The organism is Williamsia limnetica, from assembly GCF_003217475.1.
Taxonomy (GTDB): Bacteria; Actinomycetota; Actinomycetes; order Mycobacteriales; family Mycobacteriaceae; genus Williamsia; species Williamsia limnetica.
In genome coordinates, this window is the sequence record NZ_QJSP01000002.1 from 165,562 (window position 1) to 185,970 (window position 20,409).

The following is a 20,409-nucleotide window of genomic DNA, read 5'->3' on the forward strand; positions in this document are numbered from 1 at the left end:
AGCCATGATCCTTCCGCATACGGTCCGACTACGATCCACACGTGTGGCGTTCAGACGGGCCGGCAACGGCTGGAACCGTATCGGCGACCAAGCCTTCTTCTACTGGGACAGTCTCGTCGCCATCCCGCGTGCGCTCCGTGCGTACAAGAAAGAGACCCTGCGACTGATCGCCGAGATCTCGATGGGCTCGGGTGCGCTCGCCCTCATCGGCGGCACCGTGGTCGTGGTCGGGTTCCTCACCCTGTTCACCGGCGGCACCATCGCCGTCCAGGGATACAGCTCGCTGTCGAACATCGGGGTCGAGGCCCTGACCGGGTTCTTCTCGGCGTTCATCAACGTGCGCATCGCGGTGCCGGTGATCGCCGGCATCGGACTGGCGGCGACGATCGGCGCCGGTGCCACGGCACAGCTCGGCGCGATGCGGGTCAGCGAAGAGATCGATGCCCTCGAGGCGATGTCGATCGCATCCATCCCATACCTGGTCAGCACCCGGATCGTCGCCGGCCTCATCGCGATCATCCCGCTGTACTCACTCGCGTCGGTCGCCTCGTTCTTGGCGAGTCGGTTCGCGACCGTCTTCTTGTACGGCCAGTCCTCGGGCGTCTACGACCACTACTTCTCGACGTTCCTCATCTCCACCGACATCCTGTGGTCGTTCGTGCAGGCGATCTGTATGGCGGTGGCCGTGATGATGATTCACACCTATTACGGGTTCAACGCGTCCGGCGGTCCGGTCGGGGTCGGGATCGCGGTCGGTAACGCGGTGCGGGCCTCCCTCGTTGTCGTCGTCGTGATCACCCTGCTGACATCGCTGGCGATCTACGGCGTCGACGGAAAGTTCAACCTCTCGGGGTAGGGCCATGGCACAGACAATCGAGCGTCCCAGTTGGGCCAAGAAATTGGCCGCCACCTTCATGGTGGCCTCCCTGGTAGCGGTATGCGCGCTGGCTGCGTTGCAGTTCCTCGGCAGTTTCCAGTCCACGGTTCCGGTGACCTTGACCGCGGACAGGGCCGGCCTGGTGATGAACCCCGACGCCAAGGTCCGCCTGCGCGGCGTGGTGGTCGGCCGGGTCGGCAACATCAGCGAATCGACCGACGGTGTGACGCTGAAACTGGACATGAACCCCGATCAGCTGAAGTACATCCCGGCGAACGTGCGTGCGGACATCAAGTCCAACACGGTGTTCGGTGCGAAATCGGTCAACCTGGAGATGCCCGAGAATCCGTCGCAGGCGCGGCTTTCGGGCGGTTCGACGATCGAGACCGAAGACGTCGTGGTGGAACTGAACACCATCTACGGACGGCTGGTCGACGTGCTCGCCGAGGTGCAGCCCGAAAAACTGAACGCCACGATCGGAGCCATCGACACCGCGCTGTCCGGGCGGGGTGAGCAGATCGGGCAGGGTTTCGCCGATCTGTCAGACCTGTTGCGCAAGACCAACCCGCACCTGGACGCGCTGAGCCGCGACATCGAGGCGGGCGCGGAGTTCACCAACGTCTACGCCGATGTGATGCCGGATCTGCTCAAGGTCGTCGACAATTTCACGTTCACGGGGAACACATTGGTGGACAATGCCTCCGATCTCGATGCGCTGTTGATGAACGTCACCGGTATGGCAGACACCATCAACGGTGTGATCGCGCCGTCCAAGGCAAACATCATCTCCACCCTCGCGAACCTGAACCCGACTGCTCGCCTGCTCGGCTATCAGTCGCCGGGGCTTGCGTGCTTCATCGAATCGACTGCCGCCGCGGGTCAGAAGGCGTTGCCGGTCTTCGGTATCGAGACCGGGTACGTGGCCCTCAACGCAGGTCTGCTGCCGGGTAAGGAACCGTACCGGTATCCCGAGGACCTACCGCGTGTGAACGTCGACGGTCCGCCGACGTGCCAGGACGGTCTGAGCGATCCGGATTCGGCCGTTCACACCGACTTCTATGTCGGCGACAACGCTGCCTACCCGTACCAGCCGAGGACCACCGCGAAAGCCGATCCCACCAAGCTCTTCCAGGTGATGTTCGGGCCGGCCCCTCGTGGCTGATCGCGCAGTGACCAGTAACCAGAACAAGGAGGTGTGAGATGGCAGTGTCGAGGGAGCGCGCGTTTCGCGCCACCGTCATCAAGCTGGGCACGTTCGCTGTGGTCATGCTGCTGATCTTCGTGGCGCTCGTGGTGGTGTTCAGCCAGTACCGCAGCGGTTCGACGTACGGATACAAGGCGACATTCACCAGTGCGTCGCAGCTGAAGTCGGGCAGCAAGGTGCGTATCGCCGGCGTCGAGGTGGGCAAGGTCGGCTCGGTCGGCCTCAACCCCGACAACGAGGCCGTCGTGGAGTTCGACGTCAGCGAGAAGTACCGACTTCCGACAGCTGCGCGTGCACTCATCCGTTACGAGAACCTGACCGGCGACCGTTTCCTGGAGTTGCAAGAGGGCACCGGTGACCCCACCGACCTCATCGGCGACGGCGGGTCCATCCCGATCACGCAGACCGAGCCGGCGCTCGATCTCGACAAACTCCTGGGTGGTTTCAAGCCACTGTTCCGCACCCTCGATCCGGCGGAGGTGAACGAGTTGTCGGCGTCCCTGGTGCAGGTGTTCCAGGGTCAGGGGCCGGCGCTGAACGAGTTGCTGCGCAACACGGCGACCTTCACCGACTCGTTGGCCGACCGCGATCAACTGATCGGCCAGGTGATCGACAATCTCAACACCACGCTCGGCATCATCGACGCCGACAACGCCGGATTCGACAGCTCGCTCAATCAGCTCCAGTTGCTGATCTCGGGTCTGGACTCGCAGCGCGATGTCATCGGAGAAGCGGTCACCAACACCTCTGAGGTCACCAATGACCTGAACGACGTGCTGGCCACCAACCGCGCGGACCTGAAGTCCATGATCACCGCGACCGGTCAGGTCTCGAGCGAGGTGCTCAAAGGCGAGGACTACGTCCGCGGCCTGATCAGTCGACTGCCCGGCGACTTCAAGACCCTGTCGAATCTGGGCAGTTACGGTGCCTGGCTGCAGATCTGGCTCTGCCAGGTCAATATCATCTTCACCGCCCCCGGCGGCCAGGAGATCGTGTGGAACAACATCGACACGACCGGTGTCAAACAGAATCCGGGCGGGAGGTGTGACCCCATATGATGGCGGCACTGTTCAAGGGACAACGTACGGCGACCGATGAGGCCGACGACGCCCGGCGTCTGAAGCGTGGCGAGCCCGATCGTGCTCGCGTGGGTTTGATCGGTGTCGTCATCGCCGCCTTGGTCGTCATCGTCGCCCTGCAGATGGACAAGCTGCCGTTCCTGTCGAACGGCAGTGTCTATACGGCCTACTTCGATGATGCAGGCGGCCTGGCCAGCGGCGACATCGTGGTGGTCTCCGGAGTGAATGTCGGCACCATTCAAGGGATTTCCCTGGCAGGAACCGACAACGGCACCAAGGCCAAGGTGACCTTCAACATGGCCGACAAGGTCCGGGTCGGCAGTGACAGCGAGGCTGTCATCAAGACCGAGACCGTCCTCGGTCGCCGCAACCTGACCTTGATACCGCGTGGAACCGGAGAGCTGAAGCCGGGTGACGAGATCGGCAGCCAGAACACGGTGGCGCCGTATTCGCTCACCGATGCACTCGAAGGCGCCACCGACACGATCGAGGAGACCGACACCGATCAGCTCAACGAGGCGTTGAACACGTTGTCCGACACGTTCTCCGACACCCCTACGTCGGTGCGCTCGGCCGTCGACGGCATCGCGCGCCTGTCGAAGGCCATCGCCGACCGGGACGAGTCGCTCGATCAACTCCTGAGCCGGGCGAGCAGTGTCACGGATGTGATCGCCAAACGCAGCGGCCAGATCAACACCCTGCTTCTCGACGCGAACTCTCTGCTCGGCGAATTGCAGGCCCGTCGATACGCGCTGGGCCAACTGATCTCGGGCACCGAGAACGTCACGGCACAGATCAGTGGGTTCATCAACGACAACAACGCACAACTCAAACCGGTGCTCGAGCAGCTGAACGGAGTGCTGGCGATCCTGCAGGACAATCAGGTGACGCTGGGTCAGACCTTGGATGAACTGGGGCCGTATGCGAACACGCTCGGTGAAGCGGTGGCCAGTGGCCCGTACTTCTCGTCACTGGTCGGCATCGCCACCTTCGGCGACTACACCGACGTATTCCTGAACATCATGCAGCAGAAGTATCCTGAGGCGTACCGGGCGTTCCAGTTCGCGTTCCCGATCCCGCCGGCGATCACGACCAGACCCGATGCGGCCAACGATCCGAACTCGACGATCGCGCCCGCCCCGGCACCCCGCTACCCGGGTCCGAACGGGTGATGGGAATGGGACGAATGAGTAAGCGTTTCTGGATGTCGACGGCAATCGTCGTTGCCGTGGTCGTTGCACTCGCGGTCGTGTACGTCGGTTACCAGAAGGTCAGCTACAAGACGTACAACGCATATTTCGCCACCGTCAACGCCATGTACGAGGGCGACGCGGTCAAGGTCCTCGGTGTCACCGTGGGCACGGTCGGGAAGATCACCCCGCGGGACGGCGACGTGAAGGTGGAACTGAAGGTCGACCGCGATCAGGAGATCCCTGCCGATGCCGAGGCCGTCGTGGTCGCGCAATCGCTGGTCTCAGGCCGGTTCGTTCAGCTCACGCCGGTGTTCGAGGGAGGTCCCGCACTGAAGGACGGCGGTTCCATCCCGATGGAGCGGACCGCGGTTCCGGTCGAGTGGGACGAGGTCAAGGCCGAGCTGAGCAAACTCACCGAGGCCGTCGGCCCCGACGGCGCCGACCCCGGCTCCGTTGCCAACCTCGTCGACGTCGCCGACGAGAACCTGAACGGCAACGGCACCGCCATCCGCCAATCGTTACAACAACTCTCGGATGTCACGAGCACTCTGGCGGATGGTCGCGATGACCTGTTCAATTCCATCCGCAACCTGCAGGCGCTCACCGAGGCGTTGTCGCAGAGCTCGGAACAGCTGGTGCAGTTCAACGGCCGCATCGCCTCCGTCAGCCAGGTCCTGGCCGACAACACCGACAGCCTGAACGGCGCCTTGGTGAACCTCGACACCGCACTGACCGATGTGAAGTCATTCATCGAGACCAACGGCGCCACCCTCAGCGACTCCATCGCCCGGCTCGGCGACGCCACCAACGTCCTTGCGCAGAAGGACGAGGAGATCCGGGGACTGCTCCACTCCGGACCGACTCAGTTGTCGAACTTCTACAACATCTACAACCCACTCCAGGGCTCGTTGTCCGGCATCTTCGGACTCGGTATGGGCGGCAACCTGATCAACCTGTTGTGCGGCTCCATCCAGGCGAACGATCGTCCCGGCCAAGAGGCCGACGTCGAGAAATGCGTCGACGTGCTCGCGCCGGTGCTGGCGTCCATCTCGGTCAACTACCCGCCGGTGCTGATCAACCCGGTCTCCGGCATCGACGCCAGGCCGGACCAGATCCAGTATCAGAACGCCAGCGTGAAAGCCCGCGCACAGCAGAGCATTCGCGATCAGGACGCGGAGACCCGCAAGAAGTACAACAACCCGGGGCTCGCGCAACTGTTGGTGCCGTTCGGGGGTGAGGGCTGATGCGCGGCATCTCATCGAAACAGAACGCCAGGGGCAGAACTGCTCTACGCAACGTGATCGGCGCGGCGGTGGTCAGTTCGGCCCTCGTCGTCACCGGTTGTTCTTTCGACGGGCTCAACTCACTTCCGGTCCCGGGTGCCGAGGGCACCGGCAGCGGGTCCTATGAGCTGATGGCCATGATCCCCAACGCTGCCAACCTGGTTCAGAACGCACCGGTTCTGATCAACGACGCCACCGTCGGCAGCGTCGGCAAGATCGAGGTCAAGAACTGGCAGGCCGAGCTGACCCTGCGCCTGAACGAGGGCACACAGGTTCCGGTCGGTTCCTACGTCATGGTCGGGCTCACCAGTGTGCTCGGCTCGCTGAACCTGCAGATCGTGCAGCCAGAGAACGCGGACCGGGGCACGATGGCGCCGGGAGATCAGATCCCCGCGACCAGCTGCCCCGAGCAGGAGAACATCGCTCCGCCGACCAACACCGAGCCCATCCCGGACATCAACTCGGCCCAGCAGGTTGCGGCATGTACCTACCCGACCACCGAGCAGGTACTGAGTTCGCTGTCGGTCGTACTCAACGGCGGCGGGCTCGCGCAGGTGGGCGACATCGTCCACGAGATGAACGCGGCCCTCGCAGGACGGCAGGATCTGCTGCGCGACCTGATCCCGCGTCTGAACACCCTTGTCGGTGAGCTGAACGACCAGCGCGAGAACATCATCCGCGCGATGGAGGGGCTCGACCGACTGACCGGGACGATCAACAAGCAGGCGCCCGTCGTAGAAAAGGCGCTGGCAGACGGACCCAAGATCCTCAAACTGCTCGTCGACCAGCGGGTGCACTTCACCGACGCGCTGGGGGCCTTGAGCCGGATGAGCCGCACCACCGACGACATCTTGAAGGCGAACTCCGAGGACATCGAGGTGCTCACCAGCAACCTCGTCCCGGTACTCGACCAACTGCAGTCCACGGGGCCGTCGCTGACCCAGTCCCTGGGCATCTTGCTGACCTTCCCGTTCGCGGAGCAGGCGATCCCGCAGGTCGTTCGCGGTGACTACCTCAACGCCGTCATCAACCTCGACCTCACCTTCGGGCGGCTGCAGCGTGGCGCTCTCGCCAGCGTCGGGGTCGCCAGTCAGTTCTACGGTCCTGAAGGCATGTTCGGTAAGCCGGCCGGCGCGGCCGGGCGGGGCGACAACCCTTTCACCGGACCGCTCACCGACGACCCGCCGCCCGTCACCGCGGGCGAGCAACCGACAGGGGAGGAGGGCCCATGAGGATCACGCCTTTCGTCCGGATGCAGCTGATCATCTTCTCGATCGTCACTGTCATCGCGGTGATCGCGGTCGCCGTCTTCTACATTCGCGTCCCCAGCATGGTCGGCGTCGGGGAATACGACGTCGAGGTCGAACTGCCCAGCACCGGTGGGCTCTACCAGAACGGCAACGTCAGCTACCGCGGCGTGGATGTCGGCAAGGTGCAGTCGGTGACGTTGACCGAAGAAGGCGTGATCGCGAAGCTGTCGATCAACTCCGACACGAAGATCCCGAACAACTCGATCGCCTCGGTACACAGTGTCTCTGCCGTCGGTGAGCAGTACCTCGAGTTCCTGCCAGACCCGGAGACCGAGGCCACGGGCAATCTCAAGGACGGGGCCGTGGTCGAGAACGGCACGGTTCCGGTCGAGGTGGGCACCCTGCTCGATCAGACCAACAACCTGTTGGAGCAGGTGCAGGACACCAAGCTTCGGCGGGTCATGGACGAGGCGTTCAACGCGTTCAACGGCACCGGCGAAGACCTGCAACGGCTTCTCGACTCGATGGCGTTGCTCGTCGGCGACGCAAACAAGAACTCGGACGCGATCGTCAAGCTGATCGAGCAGGCCGCGCCGTTGCTCGAGACCCAGACCGCGACGGTCGGCGACATCCGGGCCTGGACGGCGAATCTCGCTCAGGTGACCGATCAGTTGCGGGCCAACGATCCACAGCTCAAGGACATCCTGCAGAAGGGGCCCGGCGTCGCGAAACAGACGCAGGAACTGTTCGCATCGATGAATCAGACCCTGCCACTGCTGTTCTCGAATCTGAACACGGTGTCGCGGACCCTGGCGATCTACCACCCGAATCTGCGACAGATCGTGGTGATCTACCCCCGGCTGATCGCCGCCCTGATCACTGCGCTCAACTCCGAAGACGCCCGCAACGGTGCCAACGTGGACTTTGCGCTCGGGTTCCAGGACCCGGGCACCTGCACCGTCGGATATCTGCCGATGACATCCGACCGCAATGCATCGGCACAGACCCCTCGCGATCTGCCGCCCGGGATGCTCTGCCGCGTGCCGCAGGACTCCAATGTCGGTGTCCGCGGCACCCGTAACTTCCCGTGCGTGGAACTCCCGGGCCGTCGCGCCCCGACTCCCGAAGAGTGCAGGACCGGTTATGTGCCGGTCGGTGAGAACGTTCCGCTGCCGCAGGGACTTCCGGGAATCGATGTGCCCCAGGGGTTCTTGACCAATGCAAATCCCGGCGCCGACGACGGCAGCCCATCGGTGTACGCCACCACCTACGATCCCGTCAGCGGCGACTACATCGGACCCGATGGCAAAACCTACAATGCAGGAACAGGGTCTGCGACGGCTGGAACAGGGTCTGCGACGGCAGGAACAGGGTCTGCGACGACTTCTGGTACGAGTGGTGGGGCCGGTACAACGCGTTCCGGATCCACAGATGCCGGCGCACAACCGCAGGAAGACAACAGCCAATGGCAGAGCCTGATAACGGGGACCGTGAGGTGACCCGCCCTTCGGCCAAGCGTCGTCGGGCACGTCGCCCGGCGGGCCCACCCGAGGACGTCGAGCGCGCCCGCTCCACTCCCGGCGGCAAGTCGAGTCCCACCGGCAAGTCGACTCCCGGGGGTAAGTCGACTCCCGGGGGTAAGTCGACTACTGCCGGAAAGCCGGTCAAATCGGCACCGTTGGGCCGCAAGCGCAAGCTCACACCGAAGCCGGAGCCCGCGACCGAAGTCGTCGCCCCCTCTGTGGACCTGAACAAGTCCGACGAGCCGGACTCGAGCAAGCCTGACTCAACCCAGGCCGGCGAGACGGTTTCGACGCCACCGGTCGAGAACACCGCCGTCGTCGCATCCCGCGTCTCGTACCGCGAACGCCGCTCTGCCGGCCGGGGTGAATCCGACGGCAGGCCGCGCAGAACCAGGGGTTCGCTGCGCCGAGGCAAGTCCGGCCCCGGCAAAAAGCGCGCGAGTGTGCGGGGACTCGGAGTGGTCATCGCGGCGGTCTCCGCTATCGCGCTCATCGCGGCCATGGTCGTCGCCTCGACATTTTTTGTCCTGGGCACCAACAAGATCGACGACCGCAACGATCTGCGGGCCGAGTACTCAGCGTTCGCGCGGCAGATGGTCACCAACCTCACCACCCTCAACCCGGAGAACATCGACGCCTCGATCAAGTCGTTCCAGGACGACACCAGCGGCAAGGCGATGGAGCAGGTCGGGCAGTCGGTGGAGCAGACGGTCAACATGATCAAGTCCGAGAACGTCTCGACCAGGGGCGCGGTGATTTCCGAAGCCGTCACCGCGAGCGATGCCGATTCGGCGACGGTCATCATGGTCTTCAGCTGGGAGATGAACCAGCCCAACGTCACCGAGCAGCAAACCGTGCTCCAGGTTTTCCGGTGGAAGCTGGAGATCACCCGGATCAACGGTGAACTCAAACTCACCAACGTCGAGTGGGTGACCTAGATGTCGCGTCGATTCTGGATATGGACGGTGTCGTTGCTGACCGTCGCGCTGCTGGTGGCCGGAGCGGTCATCACGACGATCGTCGGTCTCGACTACCGCGACACCAAGCTGGCAGAGGATGCCCGCGGTGAGGCGCTCGATGCCGGGAAGCAGACCGCCACGATCATGTTCGGCTATCAGCCCGACAACGTCGAGCAGCATGTGGCGGACACCCGAAAGTCGTTGGCAGGGCCGGCCGAGCAGCAGTACGACGAGATCATCAAGGAATCGAATCTCGTCGCAGAAGTACAGAAGCAACAGGTCAAGTCGGAGGTGTCCATCCAGGACGCAGGCGTGGTCAATTCAACTCGCGACAAGGCTCTGCTCCTCATCTTCATGAACCAGTCGGTCACCAAGGGCGGCAAGGACCTGGTGTCGGTCAATGCGAGCCGGTTGCAGTACTCGATGGAGCGGTCGGGTGACCAATGGAAGGTCACCAACATCGACATCCTGACCGATGATTCGGTGAAGGCCCGCCTCGCCGAAGAAGCAGACAAACCAGGTGCGTCCACCGCACCTGCGCCGGCGCCCGCGTCGTCGGCCCCGGTACCCGCGCCGGTACCAACTCCCTGAGCCGGATACCCCAGCCATGAGTCAGGCCCTCCCGTTTCGCAACCGGAGGGCCTGACTGGTGTCGGAGGATCTGGCATTTCCTCCGACTGTGGTGACTTCCTCCGGTTGCAACCGGAGTACCTGACCGGTGTCGGAGGATCTGGGACTTCCTCCGACTTCGGCGGTGACTACCTCTGGTCGGAACCGGAGGATCTGGGACCTCCTCCGACTTCGGCGGTGACTACCTCCGGTCGGAACCGGAGGATCTGAAGCCTAGGCGTTCGGGTCGTATCCCATCGGCAGGATGACCGACTTGTGCTCGAGGTAGGACTCGAGACCCTCGGGTCCGTTCTCACGACCGATACCGGAGTTCTTGTATCCACCGAACGGTGAACCCGGGTCGATCGCGTACCAGTTGACCCCATAGGTTCCGGTCCGGATCTGGGCGGCGATCTGCAGTCCGTGTTCGACGTCGGCGGTCCACACCGTGCCTGCGAGACCGTATTCGGAATCGTTGGCGATCGCGACGGCCTCTTCTTCGGTTTCGTAGTCGATCACCGAGATCACCGGTCCGAAGATTTCCTCGCGGGCGATCGCCATGTCATTGGTGACCCCGGTGAAGATCGTCGGGCTCAGGTAGTATCCGGACTCCAGCCCTTCCGGCCGGACGCTGTCGAGAACCGCCGTGGCGCCGGCTTCCTTGCCCTGGCGGATGTAGTCCTCGACCTTGGTGCGCTGCTTCTCGGTGATCAGGGGTCCGAGCTGGGCCTCCGGGTCGTCGGGCAGACCCGGCTTGAGGAGCTTGGCCGCGTCGATCATGGCCGAGACGATCTCGTCGCGCTTGGCGCTCGGTACCAGGACGCGGGTCTGGGCGACGCACGCCTGTCCCGTGTTCATCAGGCCGGTGAACGTCAACATGCCCGCGATCTCGGCCGGATCGGCGTCGGCCAGCACGATGGCGGCGGACTTGCCGCCGAGTTCCAGGGAACAGCGCTTGAGCTGCTCACCGCATGCTGCACCGATCGCGCGTCCGGCTGCTGTCGATCCGGTGAAGGTGATCTTGTCGACGTCGGGGTGTGCGACGAGCGCCTTGCCGGTGTCGGGGCCACCCGGGATCACCGACAGCACCCCTTCCGGCAAACCGGCCTCGGTGAACAGTTCGGCGATCAGGTTCGCCGACAACGGCGTTTCGGGGGCAGGCTTCAGCACCACGGAACAGCCCGCGGACAGGGCGGGACCGAGCTTGTTGCAGATGAGGAACAGCGGCACGTTCCAGGCTGTGATCGCGCCGACGACGCCCACCGGCTCGCGGGTGATCTGGGTCTTGCCGAAGAGGCCGTCGCGATACTCGTGCCAGGTGTAATTGGTTGCTGCCTTGGCATATTCGCGCAATACGCCCGTGGCGGGTAGCTGCTGCAGTGTCGCCACCGCCACCGGGGGAGCACCCATTTCGGACGACACCAGCTCCGCGATCTCCGCGCCGCGTTCGTCGATCAGATCGGCGACCTTTGCCACAACTGCGGCCCGGTCCTGCGGCGACGTGTTGCGCCAGACGCCCGAGTCGAAGGCAGCCCGGGCGGTTTGCACTGCGGTGTCCACGTCGGTGGCATCCGCCAGCGGGGTGCTGCCGACACGCTGCCCGGTCGCGGGTGAATGGACCTCGAGGACTTCAGAAGAATGAGGGGCGACCCAGGTGCCGCCGATGTAGAGCTGAGAGAAGTCATGCGAGGTCGTGGGTGCGGCTTGCGCAGTGTCCGTCATTGGTCCTCCGTTGGGTTATTGCTTTCCCGCCAATGTTAGAACACGTTCCAGTTTTCTGGAATGGAGTTGGTTGCACCCGTATGCGCTACCTTCGACCCAATGACGGAAACGGCCAGGTCTGCGGCGTCGTCGGCGGTGGTTGTAGCCCGTCTGCGGGCAGCCGGTTGCGTCTTCGCCGAGGACGAGGCGCAAATCCTCGTGGCCGCTGCCGCGGACCCGGTGGCCCTGGAGCGGCTGGTGCAGCGCCGTGTTGCAGGCGAACCGCTCGAGTACATCACCGGGTCGGTCGAGTTCGGCGACCTGCAGGTGTCGGTGATCCCGGGGGTCTTCGTGCCGAGGCAGCGGTCGCTGCTCCTGGTCGAGATCGCCGTAGAGCTCGCCCTCCCGGCGGCAACGATCGTCGATATGTGTTGCGGATCCGGGGCCCTCGGGTCGGTGTTGGCGACGCGATTGCCTGCCGCGACGATCGTCGCCGCAGACATCGACCCGGTCGCGGCCGACTGTGCCCGGGTCAACCTCGCCGGGCGTGGCCAGGTCCATCTCGGCGATCTGTTCGATGCATTGCCGCACGAACTCGGGAGGCACATCGACGTGGTGGTGTGCAACGCCCCGTATGTGCCGACCGCAGCCATCGCGACGATGCCGCCCGAGGCCCGCGAACACGAGCCGCAAGCGACACTCGACGGCGGTGTCGACGGGCTGGATCTGCTGCGACGAGTTGCTGTGTCGGCGCCGCGGTGGCTGGCCCGGCCGTCCCACCTGGTGATGGAAGTCGGTGCAAGCCAAGCTCATACGGCTTGCGACATCTTCACGGCCGCCGGCTTCGCGGCGTCGATCCGACGGGATGACGACCGCGGCGCGATCGCCGTTGTCGGGGTGCTGGACTAGGTACCGGGCTTGACGTCCAGGACGATTTCGAATTCCAGCAGGTCGGCGCCGCTGGAGACCGGCTTGGCGCGTTCCCCGGCGTGGGCCTCACGGGCAGGACCGGCGGCCCAGGCCTGGAAGGCCTCTTCCGACTCCCATTGCGTCACCACGAAATACCGGTCGTCGCCCTTGACCGGGCGCAAGAGCTGAAAACCGAGGAAACCCGGCGATCCGTCCACGGAGTGGGCGCGATGGGCGAACCGCTTCTCCAACTCGGGTCCGGAACCTTCGGGAACGGAAATCGCGTTGATCTTCACAACAGCCATGGATGTCACACTACCGCCGGGCCCGGATGCACGGAACTTCCGGCGGCGCCGCCGCAGGCCGCCAAGCTGACGTCGTGCAGGGCGGATAACGTTCTACCCCGTGAGTGCGGACACGGGATTCATCGACTACGGCGGAATGCCGGATCAGCCGCCGATCGTCCTGATGCACGGGCTGATGGGTCGAGGCCGGACCTGGCAACGGCAGATCCCGTGGTTGCGGCGGTACGGCCGGGTCTTCGCGTTCGACGCCGCCTGGCACACCGGTCGCGACATCGCACCGCCCGCGGACCTCGACGAACTCAGCACCGAACGGTTCGTCGCCGACCTCGCAGAAGTGCTGACCTGGATCGACATGGGGCCGGCGGTCCTCATCGGCCATTCCATGGGCGCCCTGCACTCGTGGTGCGTGGCAGCCGAATACCCGGAACTGGTGTCGGCGCTGGTGATCGAGGACATGGCTCCCGACTTCCGGGGCCGCACGACGCAGGGCTGGCAGCCCTGGTTCGATTCCTGGCCCTCGAAATTCGACTCCCTCGAGCACGCTCAGGACATGTTCGGCGACATCGCTGGGCGCTACTTCTACGAAGCGTTCGACGACGGTGTCCTGCATGGCCGGCTCGACATATGGGCGCAGATCGCCGAAGAGTGGGGGCAGCGAGACTTCTGGGACCAATGGCACCGGGTCGCGGCTCCGAGCCTGTTGATCGAAGCCGGCAACAGCGTCGTACCGCCGGGTCAGATGGCGACCATGGCCGAATCGAAAGACAACTCGATCTATCTCAAAGTTGCCGGCGCAAGCCATCTCGTGCACGACGACGCCCCGAACGAATACCGCGGCGCCGTCGAGGCCTTCTTGTGCGGGCGGCCTGCGCCCTGGCGGAGCAGCAACATCAAACCCTGACCACCGCGATCAGCCTTCGCCCGCGAGCGCGAATCGGCCGTCCGCGGTGATCTCGGCCAAGCCGTCGACCAACAACGAATCGAGCGCCCGGTCGCGTTGTGCGGTGTCGGAGGTCCAGACCACGTCCAGTGCCGCCCGCGACACAGGCATCTCACTGCCGCGCAACACGTCGAGCAGCAGGCCACGCACCTGCCGGTCGGTGCCGGCGAACTTCTGCACCTTGCGGGCCGGCCCCACATGCGCGGGCGACCCGGCAGCCACCCACCGGCAGTCGGTCAGCGGGCAGCGCTCACAGCGCGGATTCTTTGCGACACACACGAGCGCACCGAGCTCCATCAGGGCGGCCGAGAAGCGCGGGGCCCGAGCATCATCGGGCAGCAGCAGTTGGGCGTCGACGAGATCTGCCCGCGCCGGATTGCCTGGTTCGGCGCGCCCATGAACAGCCCTGGCGATCACCCGTCGCACATTGGTGTCGACCACCGGCACGGACTGCCCGTACGCGAAGCAGGCGATGGCCCGCGCGGTGTAATCCCCGATCCCGGGAAGGGTCAGCAGCACGTCGACGTCGGCGGGCACCACGTCGCCATGCTCGGCGGCCAACACTGCCGAACACGCGTGCAGACGCATCGCCCTGCGCGGATAGCCGAGCTTGCCCCACGCCCGCACCACCTCACCCACCGGCGCGGCCGCCATCGCCGACGGCACGGGCCATCGCTCGACCCACTGCTGCCAGATGGGCGCGACCCGTGACACCGGGGTCTGCTGCAGCATGATCTCGCTGATCAGGATGTGCCACGCGGTCACGTCGTCCCGGCGCCATGGCAGGTCCCGCTCGGCCGTATCGAACCAACCGAGGAGCTTGCCCGGCGAGACCGGATCGGGACGGGGCACAATGTCACCCATGGCTCAGACAACTCCGGCGCAGGCGTGGAAACAGCTGCGCGAAGGTAACGAACGTTTCGTGGCAGGCAACTCGGCTCATCCCAGCCAGGGTATCGAGGATCGTCACCGGCTCACCGGCGGCCAGCATCCGAAAGCCGTACTCTTCGGGTGCGCCGACTCGCGTGTTGCCGCCGAGATCATCTTCGATCAGGGACTCGGCGACATGTTCGTCATCCGCACTGCCGGCCACGTCATCGACTCGGCGGTGCTCGGCTCGATCGAATACGCCACCGAGGTACTCGGCGTACCGCTCATCGCGATCCTCGGCCACGACAGCTGCGGCGCGGTCCGCGCGACCCTCGACGCCCTCGACGATCTCCAGATCCCAGGTGGCTTCATCCGCGACGTCGTCGAACGCGTGACCCCGAGCATCCTCGCCGGCCGCAGCGAAGGGCTCACTCGTGTCGACGAGTTCGAGGCGCGACACGTCAAGGAGACCGGCCGGTTGATGGTGCAGCGCAGTCGCTACATCGCAGACCGGGTCGAGAAAGGTGAGGTCGGCATCGTCGGCCTGACCTACGAGCTCTCCGAAGGCAAAGTCCGGCTGCGCGGCACCCTCGGTGATGTCGGCGAAGACAACAGCAACCCGGAGACCCCCAGCCTCAGCGCCTAGTCGAGCTCCGCTCCGCTGCGCTGCGTCTCAGGCGACCGGTTCGAGCTCCGCTGCGCTGCGTCTCAGGCGACCGGTTCGAGCTCCGCTGCGCTGCGTCTCACAGGACCCGAAATGCGACACGCCGCGTCTGGTCAGCCGGTGGGTGGCTACCGGCCACTAGCGTCAGGGTGTGCTAGATCCTCAGGGCCCACTGCCACCGGAAATCTACTGGCGCCGACGCGCACTAGCGGTCGGCGTCCTGGTGGTCGTGCTCGCAGTGATCATCGGCTTGATCTTCTGGGTGACCAGCGACGACAGCGGCAAGAACACCGCAAACTCGACGGACCTCTCGGGAACTCCCAGCTATGCGTTGCCCTCGGCATACAGCGATCCGTCGGCATCCGCCTCGGGTGTGCCAGGGGTCAGCGGCGGCTCGAGTGGCGGCGGCGGCGGTAATGCGGCGGCCCCCGGCGAGTCACCTGCGCCAGGCGAGCCGGGCATCCCCGGCGGTACGCCCGCCGGTGAGACCCCACAGCCGGTTCCCGCGAGCGGACTGTGCCCTGATCAGAACATCTCGGTGGTGCTCTACACCGACAAACCTGCCTACGTCGAAGGCGAACAGCCGATCTTCACGATCGCCGTCACCAACGCCGGGCTCTCCGAATGCACCAGGGACGTCGGCAAGGCGATGCAGAGCGTCACCGTGCTCAACCTCGCCGGAGACCGGCGCATCTGGGCCTCAGGCGATTGCGCACCCGTCGAAGGCGTCAACAATCAGCTGCTCAAGCCCGGACAGCAGGTCAAAGACACCATCGACTGGTCCGGCACCACCAGCACCCCGGGCTGCGAGACCGTGCGTCAGCCGGTCGCTCCCGGTGCCTACCAGGCGGTCGCACGGATCGGCGAAAAAGCAAGTGCCCCGATCACATTTAACGTGAATCGCCCCGCCGCGCAGTAACATTTTGCTCGCCCGCTCGCTGGGTCGTCGCGGCCCTGATCGCACGTTCTTCCCTCGTCTTCACCTCGCTGGCGCTCGTTCATCCTCAGTCCAGAACGTGCGGGGCCACGAGACCGTTGTGGTCACCCGAAGTGGTTTCTAATCAAACCGTTCGATGCTGGACTCGGCCAGACGGGAGAGTCCCTCTCGGATGTGGCGGGCCCAGATGCTGCCGATACCCTCGACAGCCTGTAGATCGGCTGCGGTGGCCGCCAGCAACGCCTGCAGCGTGCCGTAACTGCGCACCAAGCGGTCGATGTGCGCGAACTGCAGTCGCGGGATGCGTGCGAGCAACCGATAGCCGCGGGGACTCATTGCGATGTCCTGAGCGTCAATGGTATTCGGGTAGCCGAACGCCCGGGCCAGGGCTGTCAGGTCCAGCAGGTCTGCGTCGGTGAGTTCTTCCACCGCGGCCAAGGCCTGTTCCACTTCTTGCGTGCTCGCCGGTTCCGGGCTCGCGAAGTAGTCGCGCACCACCAACTCACGTTGAGAGTCGTTCTCGCCCACCAGTTCCTCGAGCTGCAAACTGAGCTGACGGCCGTTGACTCCGAGTTCGAGGACATAGTGCTGGATTTCGTCCCGTACCCGGCGGACCATCTCGAGGCGTTGCACCACGGTCATGGCGTCGCGGAGTGTCACATAGTCTTCGATCTCGGAACGCGACAGCTGTGCGCTGACCTCGTCCAGGCGGGTCTTGTAGCGCTCGAGCGTTGCCACCGCGAGGTTCGCACGGGAGAGAATCGCGTCGGAACCCTCTACGACGTAACGGATTCCGGCCACGTAGGCGCTGACGATCGACATCGACGCACTGACCGAGATGACGGGATAGCCGGTCTGGATCGCGGTCCGCTCGGCAGATCGGTGCCGTGTTCCGGACTCGTCGGTGGGGATCGAGGGGTCAGGGACGAGTTGCACGTTGGCGCGCACGATCCGGCTGCCGTCGGTGGAGAGCACCACGGCACCGTCCATCTTCGACAGCTCGCGCAGGCGGGTGGGGGCGAAGGCGACGTCCAGGTGGAAACCACCGGCGCAGATGCGTTCGACCTCCGGATCATGCCCGATGACGATCAAGGCACCGGTACGGCCACGGAGGATACGTTCGAGGCCGTCTCGCAGAGGGGTGCCGGGCGCTAGCCGGGCAATCGTCGTGCGAAGCAGGTCCGAGGCCGGAACCTCAGGCATGAGGCGCCTTTCTGTCATGAAGCAGGTGGAGACTAGATTAGCTGTCTGTGAAAACCTCTTTCGTATTGCCCGACGACCTGGTCCCCGCAGTGCGGTCCCCGAAGGCTCCGGCGGCGGGCGGACCCGTGCGGGCGCACAACCCGATGTGCTTTGGATGTGGCGAGGATGCGCCGTCAGGTCTGCAGCTCAAGGCCGTCGCAGGTGAAGGGGTCGAAATCACCGCTCATATGCAGGTAGAGCCCCGTTTCGAGGGCGGGCCCGGCGTTATCCACGGCGGCATCCTGTCGTCTGCGTTCGACGAGGCGATGGGCCTCGCGCAGTGGATGGTCGGAGCAATCGCCGTGACCGCCCACCTGGAAATCGATTTCGCGAAGCCGATACCGATCGGCAGTGAGTTGCGCATCGAGGCCGAATGCATCGGCGAGGTCCGTCGCAAGCTGTACACCCGCGCGGTCGCTTACCTGGGTGACGATCCCGAACCGGTCGGGTCCGCACACGCGCTCTTCATCAAGATCAAGCCGCTCGAGCATTACCGAGACAGTTTCGCCGCCAGCGGCGCGGCGGACTTCTATGCCGACAAGGTGGCTCGCCGAGAACGCAGCGGCGGAGTCTAGGGTCCAGGCCCCGGCGTCGACTCTAGAAGGAGTACGGGCTCGACGGGCCTTTCAGGGCGACGCGCATGGCCGTCTGGAGATCGGCCACCTGTGTGATCTTGATGCCGGACGGCAGATCGAGTGATCCGGCCGGGACGATGGCATGTTTGAAGCCCAGCCGCTTGGCCTCGGCCACCCGCCGCCCGACCCCCGCGACGCGGCGCACCTCGCCGGCGAGCCCGATCTCGCCGAGCGCGACCATCGACCCCGGCAACGACCGCTCGGCCAGTATGGAACTGAGCGCGAGTGCGACGGCGAGGTCGGCGGCGGGTTCGCTGATCTTCATGCCCCCGACGGTCGCGACGTAGACGTCCTGGTCGAACGTCGGAAGGTTGGCGCGTGCGGCACAGACGGCCAAGATCATTGCCACCCTTGCCGAGTCGATACCGACGACGGCGCGACGCGGGTTGGCCAGGCTCGACTTGGAGACCAGGGCCTGCACCTCCCCGAGCAGCGGGCGTTTGCCGTCCATCGCCACGGTGATCGCAGTGCCGGCCACGCCGATGTCGCGGTGATGCAGGAACAGTTCCGAGGGGTCGGTGACCTCGTGGATGCCGTCCTCGCGTTGTTCGAAACAGCCGACCTCATCGGCAGATCCGAAGCGGTTCTTGATCCCGCGAACCATTCGCAGGGTGGAGTGCTTGTCGCCCTCGAAGGACAGGACCACGTCGACGAGGTGCTCGAGGGACCGCGGCCCGGCGACGGTACCGTCCTTCGTCACGTGGCCGACGAGCACGACGGCTATCCCTGAATTCTTCGCAAGCGACGTCAAAGCGGTTGTGACTGCCCGGATCTGGGTGACGCCACCGTTCACACCGTCGACGCTCTGCGCAACCATCGTCTGCACCGAGTCGACGATCATCAGCGACGGCATCACGGCCTCGGCATGACCGAGGACGGCGCCGAGATCGGATTCGGCCGCCAGGTAGATCTCGTCGTGAACCGCGCCGGTGCGTTCAGCGCGCAGCCGCACCTGTCCGGCGGATTCTTCGCCGGTGACGTAGAGGGCTCGCCGGCCCTGTAGTGCCCATTGTTTGACGGCCTCGAGCAACAGCGTGGACTTGCCGACGCCGGGCTCCCCGGCCAGCAGCAGGACCGATCCGGGGACGATTCCTTTGCCCAGTACGCGATCGAGCTCACCGATGCCGGTGGAGAAGGCCGCCGCGTTGGTGGCGTCGATCTGCGTCATCGGCCGCGCGGGTGTGCCGGGAACCGTTGCGAGCGTCGGCGACTTACCGGCACTGATCCCCGAGGAGGCGGCTGCGATGGACGCGACCTCGCCTACAGAGCCCCACTCGCCGCAATCGGGGCAACGCCCAAGCCATTTCGCGACCTGATAGCCACACGCACTACACCGGTACGTCGTTTTGGTTTTGGCCACCGGGCAACTCTAACGACGGCGACCGACAGACCCGGTTTTGGTGGCTTGTGGCGACGGCGACCTGGGCAAACGGTCGCCGAAACCCACCAAGATCGGACTAGTGGGCTTCGCCCTCGGCCTCTTCGACGCCGCGCGGCTTGTCCTGGCGCGGGAGGATCGCGCCGGCGTCGACCGGGACCTCGATGGTGGTCTGGCCGGCCTTCTCGAAGTCGAAGACCATCGGGACGGTCAGTCCGGGGGTCAGGCTCGGCGGAGCGCCGGTCACGGTGACGGTGATGCGCTCTTCGCTGGGATTGCTCGGCTCTTCGCTCGTGGTGAGCAGCAGGGCCGGTTCTCCGGCGCGCAGCGACTGGTTGGGTCCGATCTCGGTCTTGCCCTCGATCTCGACCTCCCCGCTGCCGTCGGCGAACGAGATGCTCTCGAGGGTGTCTGCGGTGTCTGGGCTGCCGTTGGCGATCAGGAACGCCATCTCGAGGGGTCCGCCGTTGACGAACGCCTGAGTGCTGCCGTCCTTCGGGAAGACGATGTGCACGTCACGGAGTGCAAGGGGACCGGCGTCGATCTCGTTGCCGTTGATCGCGGGCGCCTGGTTGGCCGTCTGCGCGATCTGCCCGGCGCCGCACGCGGTGGTGCCGATCAGCAGGCCTGACGCGATGGTTGCGGCGGCCACTGCCGAGACGAATCGACTGCGCCGGACGCTGCGCACCGACCGAGAACCCGTGGGCTGGGCCGAGACATTCTGCACTGACACCGGTTTTCCTCCGAGGTAGGTCATGATGCTGGCGCGCGCCATGCGCCGTTCGGGCGCCGGGAGATCCTGGTGCCGCCGAACACGCAGTGCGTGCACTACGGAGCGTAGTGGGCGGCGC

20 protein-coding genes are annotated in these 20,409 nt (G+C 65.1%); 14 read left to right on the forward strand and 6 right to left on the reverse strand.

The window, feature by feature from the left end; translation table 11 throughout:
* The first annotated feature begins 4 nt into the window (after window positions 1–4).
* The 9 genes from DFR67_RS03515 to DFR67_RS03555 are packed head-to-tail and all read left to right on the forward strand — an operon-like array spanning window position 5 to window position 9,959.
* Window positions 5–856, forward strand: coding sequence for an MlaE family ABC transporter permease (locus tag DFR67_RS03515; protein ID WP_110468045.1), 852 nt, complete (start codon window positions 5–7; stop codon window positions 854–856).
* Window positions 857–860: 4 nt separating this feature from the next.
* Window positions 861–2,039: an MCE family protein gene (locus DFR67_RS03520; protein ID WP_110468046.1), complete on the forward strand. Its 1,179-nt coding sequence runs from the start codon at window positions 861–863 to the stop codon at window positions 2,037–2,039.
* 38 nt (window positions 2,040–2,077) lie between these two features.
* On the forward strand, window positions 2,078–3,139 hold the full coding sequence (locus DFR67_RS03525) for an MCE family protein (RefSeq protein WP_110468047.1): 1,062 nt from the start codon (window positions 2,078–2,080) through the stop codon (window positions 3,137–3,139).
* The gene (locus DFR67_RS03530; RefSeq protein ID WP_110468048.1) at window positions 3,139–4,332 is read left to right on the forward strand and encodes an MCE family protein; all 1,194 of its coding nucleotides are present in this window, start codon (window positions 3,139–3,141) and stop codon (window positions 4,330–4,332) included. Before DFR67_RS03525 ends, DFR67_RS03530 begins: the two co-directional genes overlap by 1 nt.
* A gap of 14 nt (window positions 4,333–4,346) precedes the next feature.
* Entirely contained in the window at window positions 4,347–5,597 is a 1,251-nt protein-coding gene (locus DFR67_RS03535) for an MCE family protein (RefSeq protein WP_245937700.1), read from the forward strand.
* The gene (locus DFR67_RS03540) at window positions 5,597–6,868 is read left to right on the forward strand and encodes an MCE family protein (protein ID WP_110468050.1); all 1,272 of its coding nucleotides are present in this window, start codon (window positions 5,597–5,599) and stop codon (window positions 6,866–6,868) included. The genes DFR67_RS03535 and DFR67_RS03540 overlap by 1 nt, the downstream gene beginning before the upstream one ends.
* Window positions 6,865–8,385 (forward strand): MCE family protein, encoded by a 1,521-nt coding sequence (locus DFR67_RS03545; RefSeq protein WP_110468051.1) that lies wholly within the window; start codon window positions 6,865–6,867, stop codon window positions 8,383–8,385. The genes DFR67_RS03540 and DFR67_RS03545 overlap by 4 nt, the downstream gene beginning before the upstream one ends.
* On the forward strand, window positions 8,352–9,347 hold the full coding sequence (locus DFR67_RS03550; RefSeq protein WP_146240354.1) for a hypothetical protein: 996 nt from the start codon (window positions 8,352–8,354) through the stop codon (window positions 9,345–9,347). The genes DFR67_RS03545 and DFR67_RS03550 overlap by 34 nt, the downstream gene beginning before the upstream one ends.
* Window positions 9,348–9,959, forward strand: coding sequence for a hypothetical protein (locus DFR67_RS03555; protein ID WP_110468053.1), 612 nt, complete (start codon window positions 9,348–9,350; stop codon window positions 9,957–9,959).
* Between the two features lie 252 nt (window positions 9,960–10,211).
* On the opposite strand, the gene DFR67_RS03560 is transcribed toward DFR67_RS03555, so the two are convergent.
* Entirely contained in the window at window positions 10,212–11,699 is a 1,488-nt protein-coding gene (locus DFR67_RS03560; protein ID WP_110468054.1) for an aldehyde dehydrogenase, read from the reverse strand.
* 99 nt (window positions 11,700–11,798) lie between these two features.
* On the opposite strand from DFR67_RS03560, the gene DFR67_RS03565 reads away from it, so the two are divergent.
* Window positions 11,799–12,587, forward strand: a complete 789-nt coding sequence (locus DFR67_RS03565) for a putative protein N(5)-glutamine methyltransferase (protein ID WP_110468055.1) — start codon at window positions 11,799–11,801, stop codon at window positions 12,585–12,587.
* On the opposite strand, the gene DFR67_RS03570 is transcribed toward DFR67_RS03565, so the two are convergent.
* Window positions 12,584–12,892, reverse strand: a complete 309-nt coding sequence (locus DFR67_RS03570; RefSeq protein ID WP_110468056.1) for an antibiotic biosynthesis monooxygenase family protein — start codon at window positions 12,890–12,892, stop codon at window positions 12,584–12,586. The genes DFR67_RS03565 and DFR67_RS03570 overlap by 4 nt on opposite strands.
* 136 nt (window positions 12,893–13,028) lie before the next feature.
* Here DFR67_RS03570 and DFR67_RS03575 point away from each other — a divergent pair, with 136 nt between their 5' ends.
* On the forward strand, window positions 13,029–13,793 hold the full coding sequence (locus DFR67_RS03575; protein ID WP_110468307.1) for an alpha/beta fold hydrolase: 765 nt from the start codon (window positions 13,029–13,031) through the stop codon (window positions 13,791–13,793).
* A gap of 9 nt (window positions 13,794–13,802) precedes the next feature.
* Here DFR67_RS03575 and DFR67_RS03580 read toward each other — a convergent pair whose 3' ends face one another.
* Window positions 13,803–14,696, reverse strand: a complete 894-nt coding sequence (locus DFR67_RS03580; RefSeq protein WP_110468057.1) for an HhH-GPD family protein — start codon at window positions 14,694–14,696, stop codon at window positions 13,803–13,805.
* On the opposite strand from DFR67_RS03580, the gene DFR67_RS03585 reads away from it, so the two are divergent.
* Both DFR67_RS03585 and DFR67_RS03590 read left to right on the forward strand, forming a co-directional pair.
* Window positions 14,695–15,348: a carbonic anhydrase gene (locus DFR67_RS03585; RefSeq protein WP_110468058.1), complete on the forward strand. Its 654-nt coding sequence runs from the start codon at window positions 14,695–14,697 to the stop codon at window positions 15,346–15,348. The two genes, DFR67_RS03580 and DFR67_RS03585, sit on opposite strands and share 2 nt — an antisense overlap.
* Window positions 15,349–15,517: 169 nt before the next feature.
* Window positions 15,518–16,285, forward strand: a complete 768-nt coding sequence (locus tag DFR67_RS03590; protein ID WP_110468059.1) for a hypothetical protein — start codon at window positions 15,518–15,520, stop codon at window positions 16,283–16,285.
* A 138-nt stretch (window positions 16,286–16,423) separates the two neighbouring features.
* Here the strand turns inward: DFR67_RS03590 and disA are convergent, their stop codons facing one another.
* A complete protein-coding gene (gene disA / locus DFR67_RS03595; protein ID WP_211324930.1) occupies window positions 16,424–17,506 on the reverse strand; it encodes a DNA integrity scanning diadenylate cyclase DisA in 1,083 nt (360 codons plus the stop codon).
* A gap of 47 nt (window positions 17,507–17,553) precedes the next feature.
* Here disA and DFR67_RS03600 point away from each other — a divergent pair, with 47 nt between their 5' ends.
* On the forward strand, window positions 17,554–18,120 hold the full coding sequence (locus tag DFR67_RS03600; RefSeq protein WP_110468061.1) for a PaaI family thioesterase: 567 nt from the start codon (window positions 17,554–17,556) through the stop codon (window positions 18,118–18,120).
* A 22-nt stretch (window positions 18,121–18,142) separates the two neighbouring features.
* Here the strand turns inward: DFR67_RS03600 and radA are convergent, their stop codons facing one another.
* Together radA and DFR67_RS03610 are read right to left on the reverse strand one after the other, a co-directional pair.
* The gene (gene radA, locus DFR67_RS03605; protein ID WP_110468062.1) at window positions 18,143–19,540 is read right to left on the reverse strand and encodes a DNA repair protein RadA; all 1,398 of its coding nucleotides are present in this window, start codon (window positions 19,538–19,540) and stop codon (window positions 18,143–18,145) included.
* Between the two features lie 97 nt (window positions 19,541–19,637).
* Window positions 19,638–20,291, reverse strand: a complete 654-nt coding sequence (locus DFR67_RS03610; protein ID WP_146240355.1) for a copper chaperone PCu(A)C domain-containing protein — start codon at window positions 20,289–20,291, stop codon at window positions 19,638–19,640.
* Between the last annotated feature and the right edge of the window lie 118 nt (window positions 20,292–20,409).

Bases quoted from the DNA above. Each gene is read 5' to 3' on its own strand.
- disA (WP_211324930.1), bottom strand. From the start codon at position 17,506: ATGCCTGAGGTTCCGGCCTCGGACCTGCTTCGCACGACGATTGCCCGG.
- DFR67_RS03530 (WP_110468048.1), top strand. From the start codon at position 3,139: ATGGCGGCACTGTTCAAGGGACAACGTACGGCGACCGATGAGGCCGAC.
- DFR67_RS03555 (WP_110468053.1), top strand. From the start codon at position 9,348: ATGTCGCGTCGATTCTGGATATGGACGGTGTCGTTGCTGACCGTCGCG.
- DFR67_RS03545 (WP_110468051.1), top strand. From the start codon at position 6,865: ATGAGGATCACGCCTTTCGTCCGGATGCAGCTGATCATCTTCTCGATC.
- DFR67_RS03535 (WP_245937700.1), top strand. From the start codon at position 4,347: ATGAGTAAGCGTTTCTGGATGTCGACGGCAATCGTCGTTGCCGTGGTC.
- DFR67_RS03585 (WP_110468058.1), top strand. From the start codon at position 14,695: ATGGCTCAGACAACTCCGGCGCAGGCGTGGAAACAGCTGCGCGAAGGT.
- DFR67_RS03565 (WP_110468055.1), top strand. From the start codon at position 11,799: ATGACGGAAACGGCCAGGTCTGCGGCGTCGTCGGCGGTGGTTGTAGCC.
- DFR67_RS03515 (WP_110468045.1), top strand. From the start codon at position 5: ATGATCCTTCCGCATACGGTCCGACTACGATCCACACGTGTGGCGTTC.
- DFR67_RS03525 (WP_110468047.1), top strand. From the start codon at position 2,078: ATGGCAGTGTCGAGGGAGCGCGCGTTTCGCGCCACCGTCATCAAGCTG.
- DFR67_RS03575 (WP_110468307.1), top strand. From the start codon at position 13,029: ATGCCGGATCAGCCGCCGATCGTCCTGATGCACGGGCTGATGGGTCGA.
- DFR67_RS03560 (WP_110468054.1), bottom strand. From the start codon at position 11,699: ATGACGGACACTGCGCAAGCCGCACCCACGACCTCGCATGACTTCTCT.
- DFR67_RS03520 (WP_110468046.1), top strand. From the start codon at position 861: ATGGCACAGACAATCGAGCGTCCCAGTTGGGCCAAGAAATTGGCCGCC.
- DFR67_RS03540 (WP_110468050.1), top strand. From the start codon at position 5,597: ATGCGCGGCATCTCATCGAAACAGAACGCCAGGGGCAGAACTGCTCTA.
- DFR67_RS03570 (WP_110468056.1), bottom strand. From the start codon at position 12,892: ATGGCTGTTGTGAAGATCAACGCGATTTCCGTTCCCGAAGGTTCCGGA.
- DFR67_RS03550 (WP_146240354.1), top strand. From the start codon at position 8,352: ATGGCAGAGCCTGATAACGGGGACCGTGAGGTGACCCGCCCTTCGGCC.
- DFR67_RS03580 (WP_110468057.1), bottom strand. From the start codon at position 14,696: ATGGGTGACATTGTGCCCCGTCCCGATCCGGTCTCGCCGGGCAAGCTC.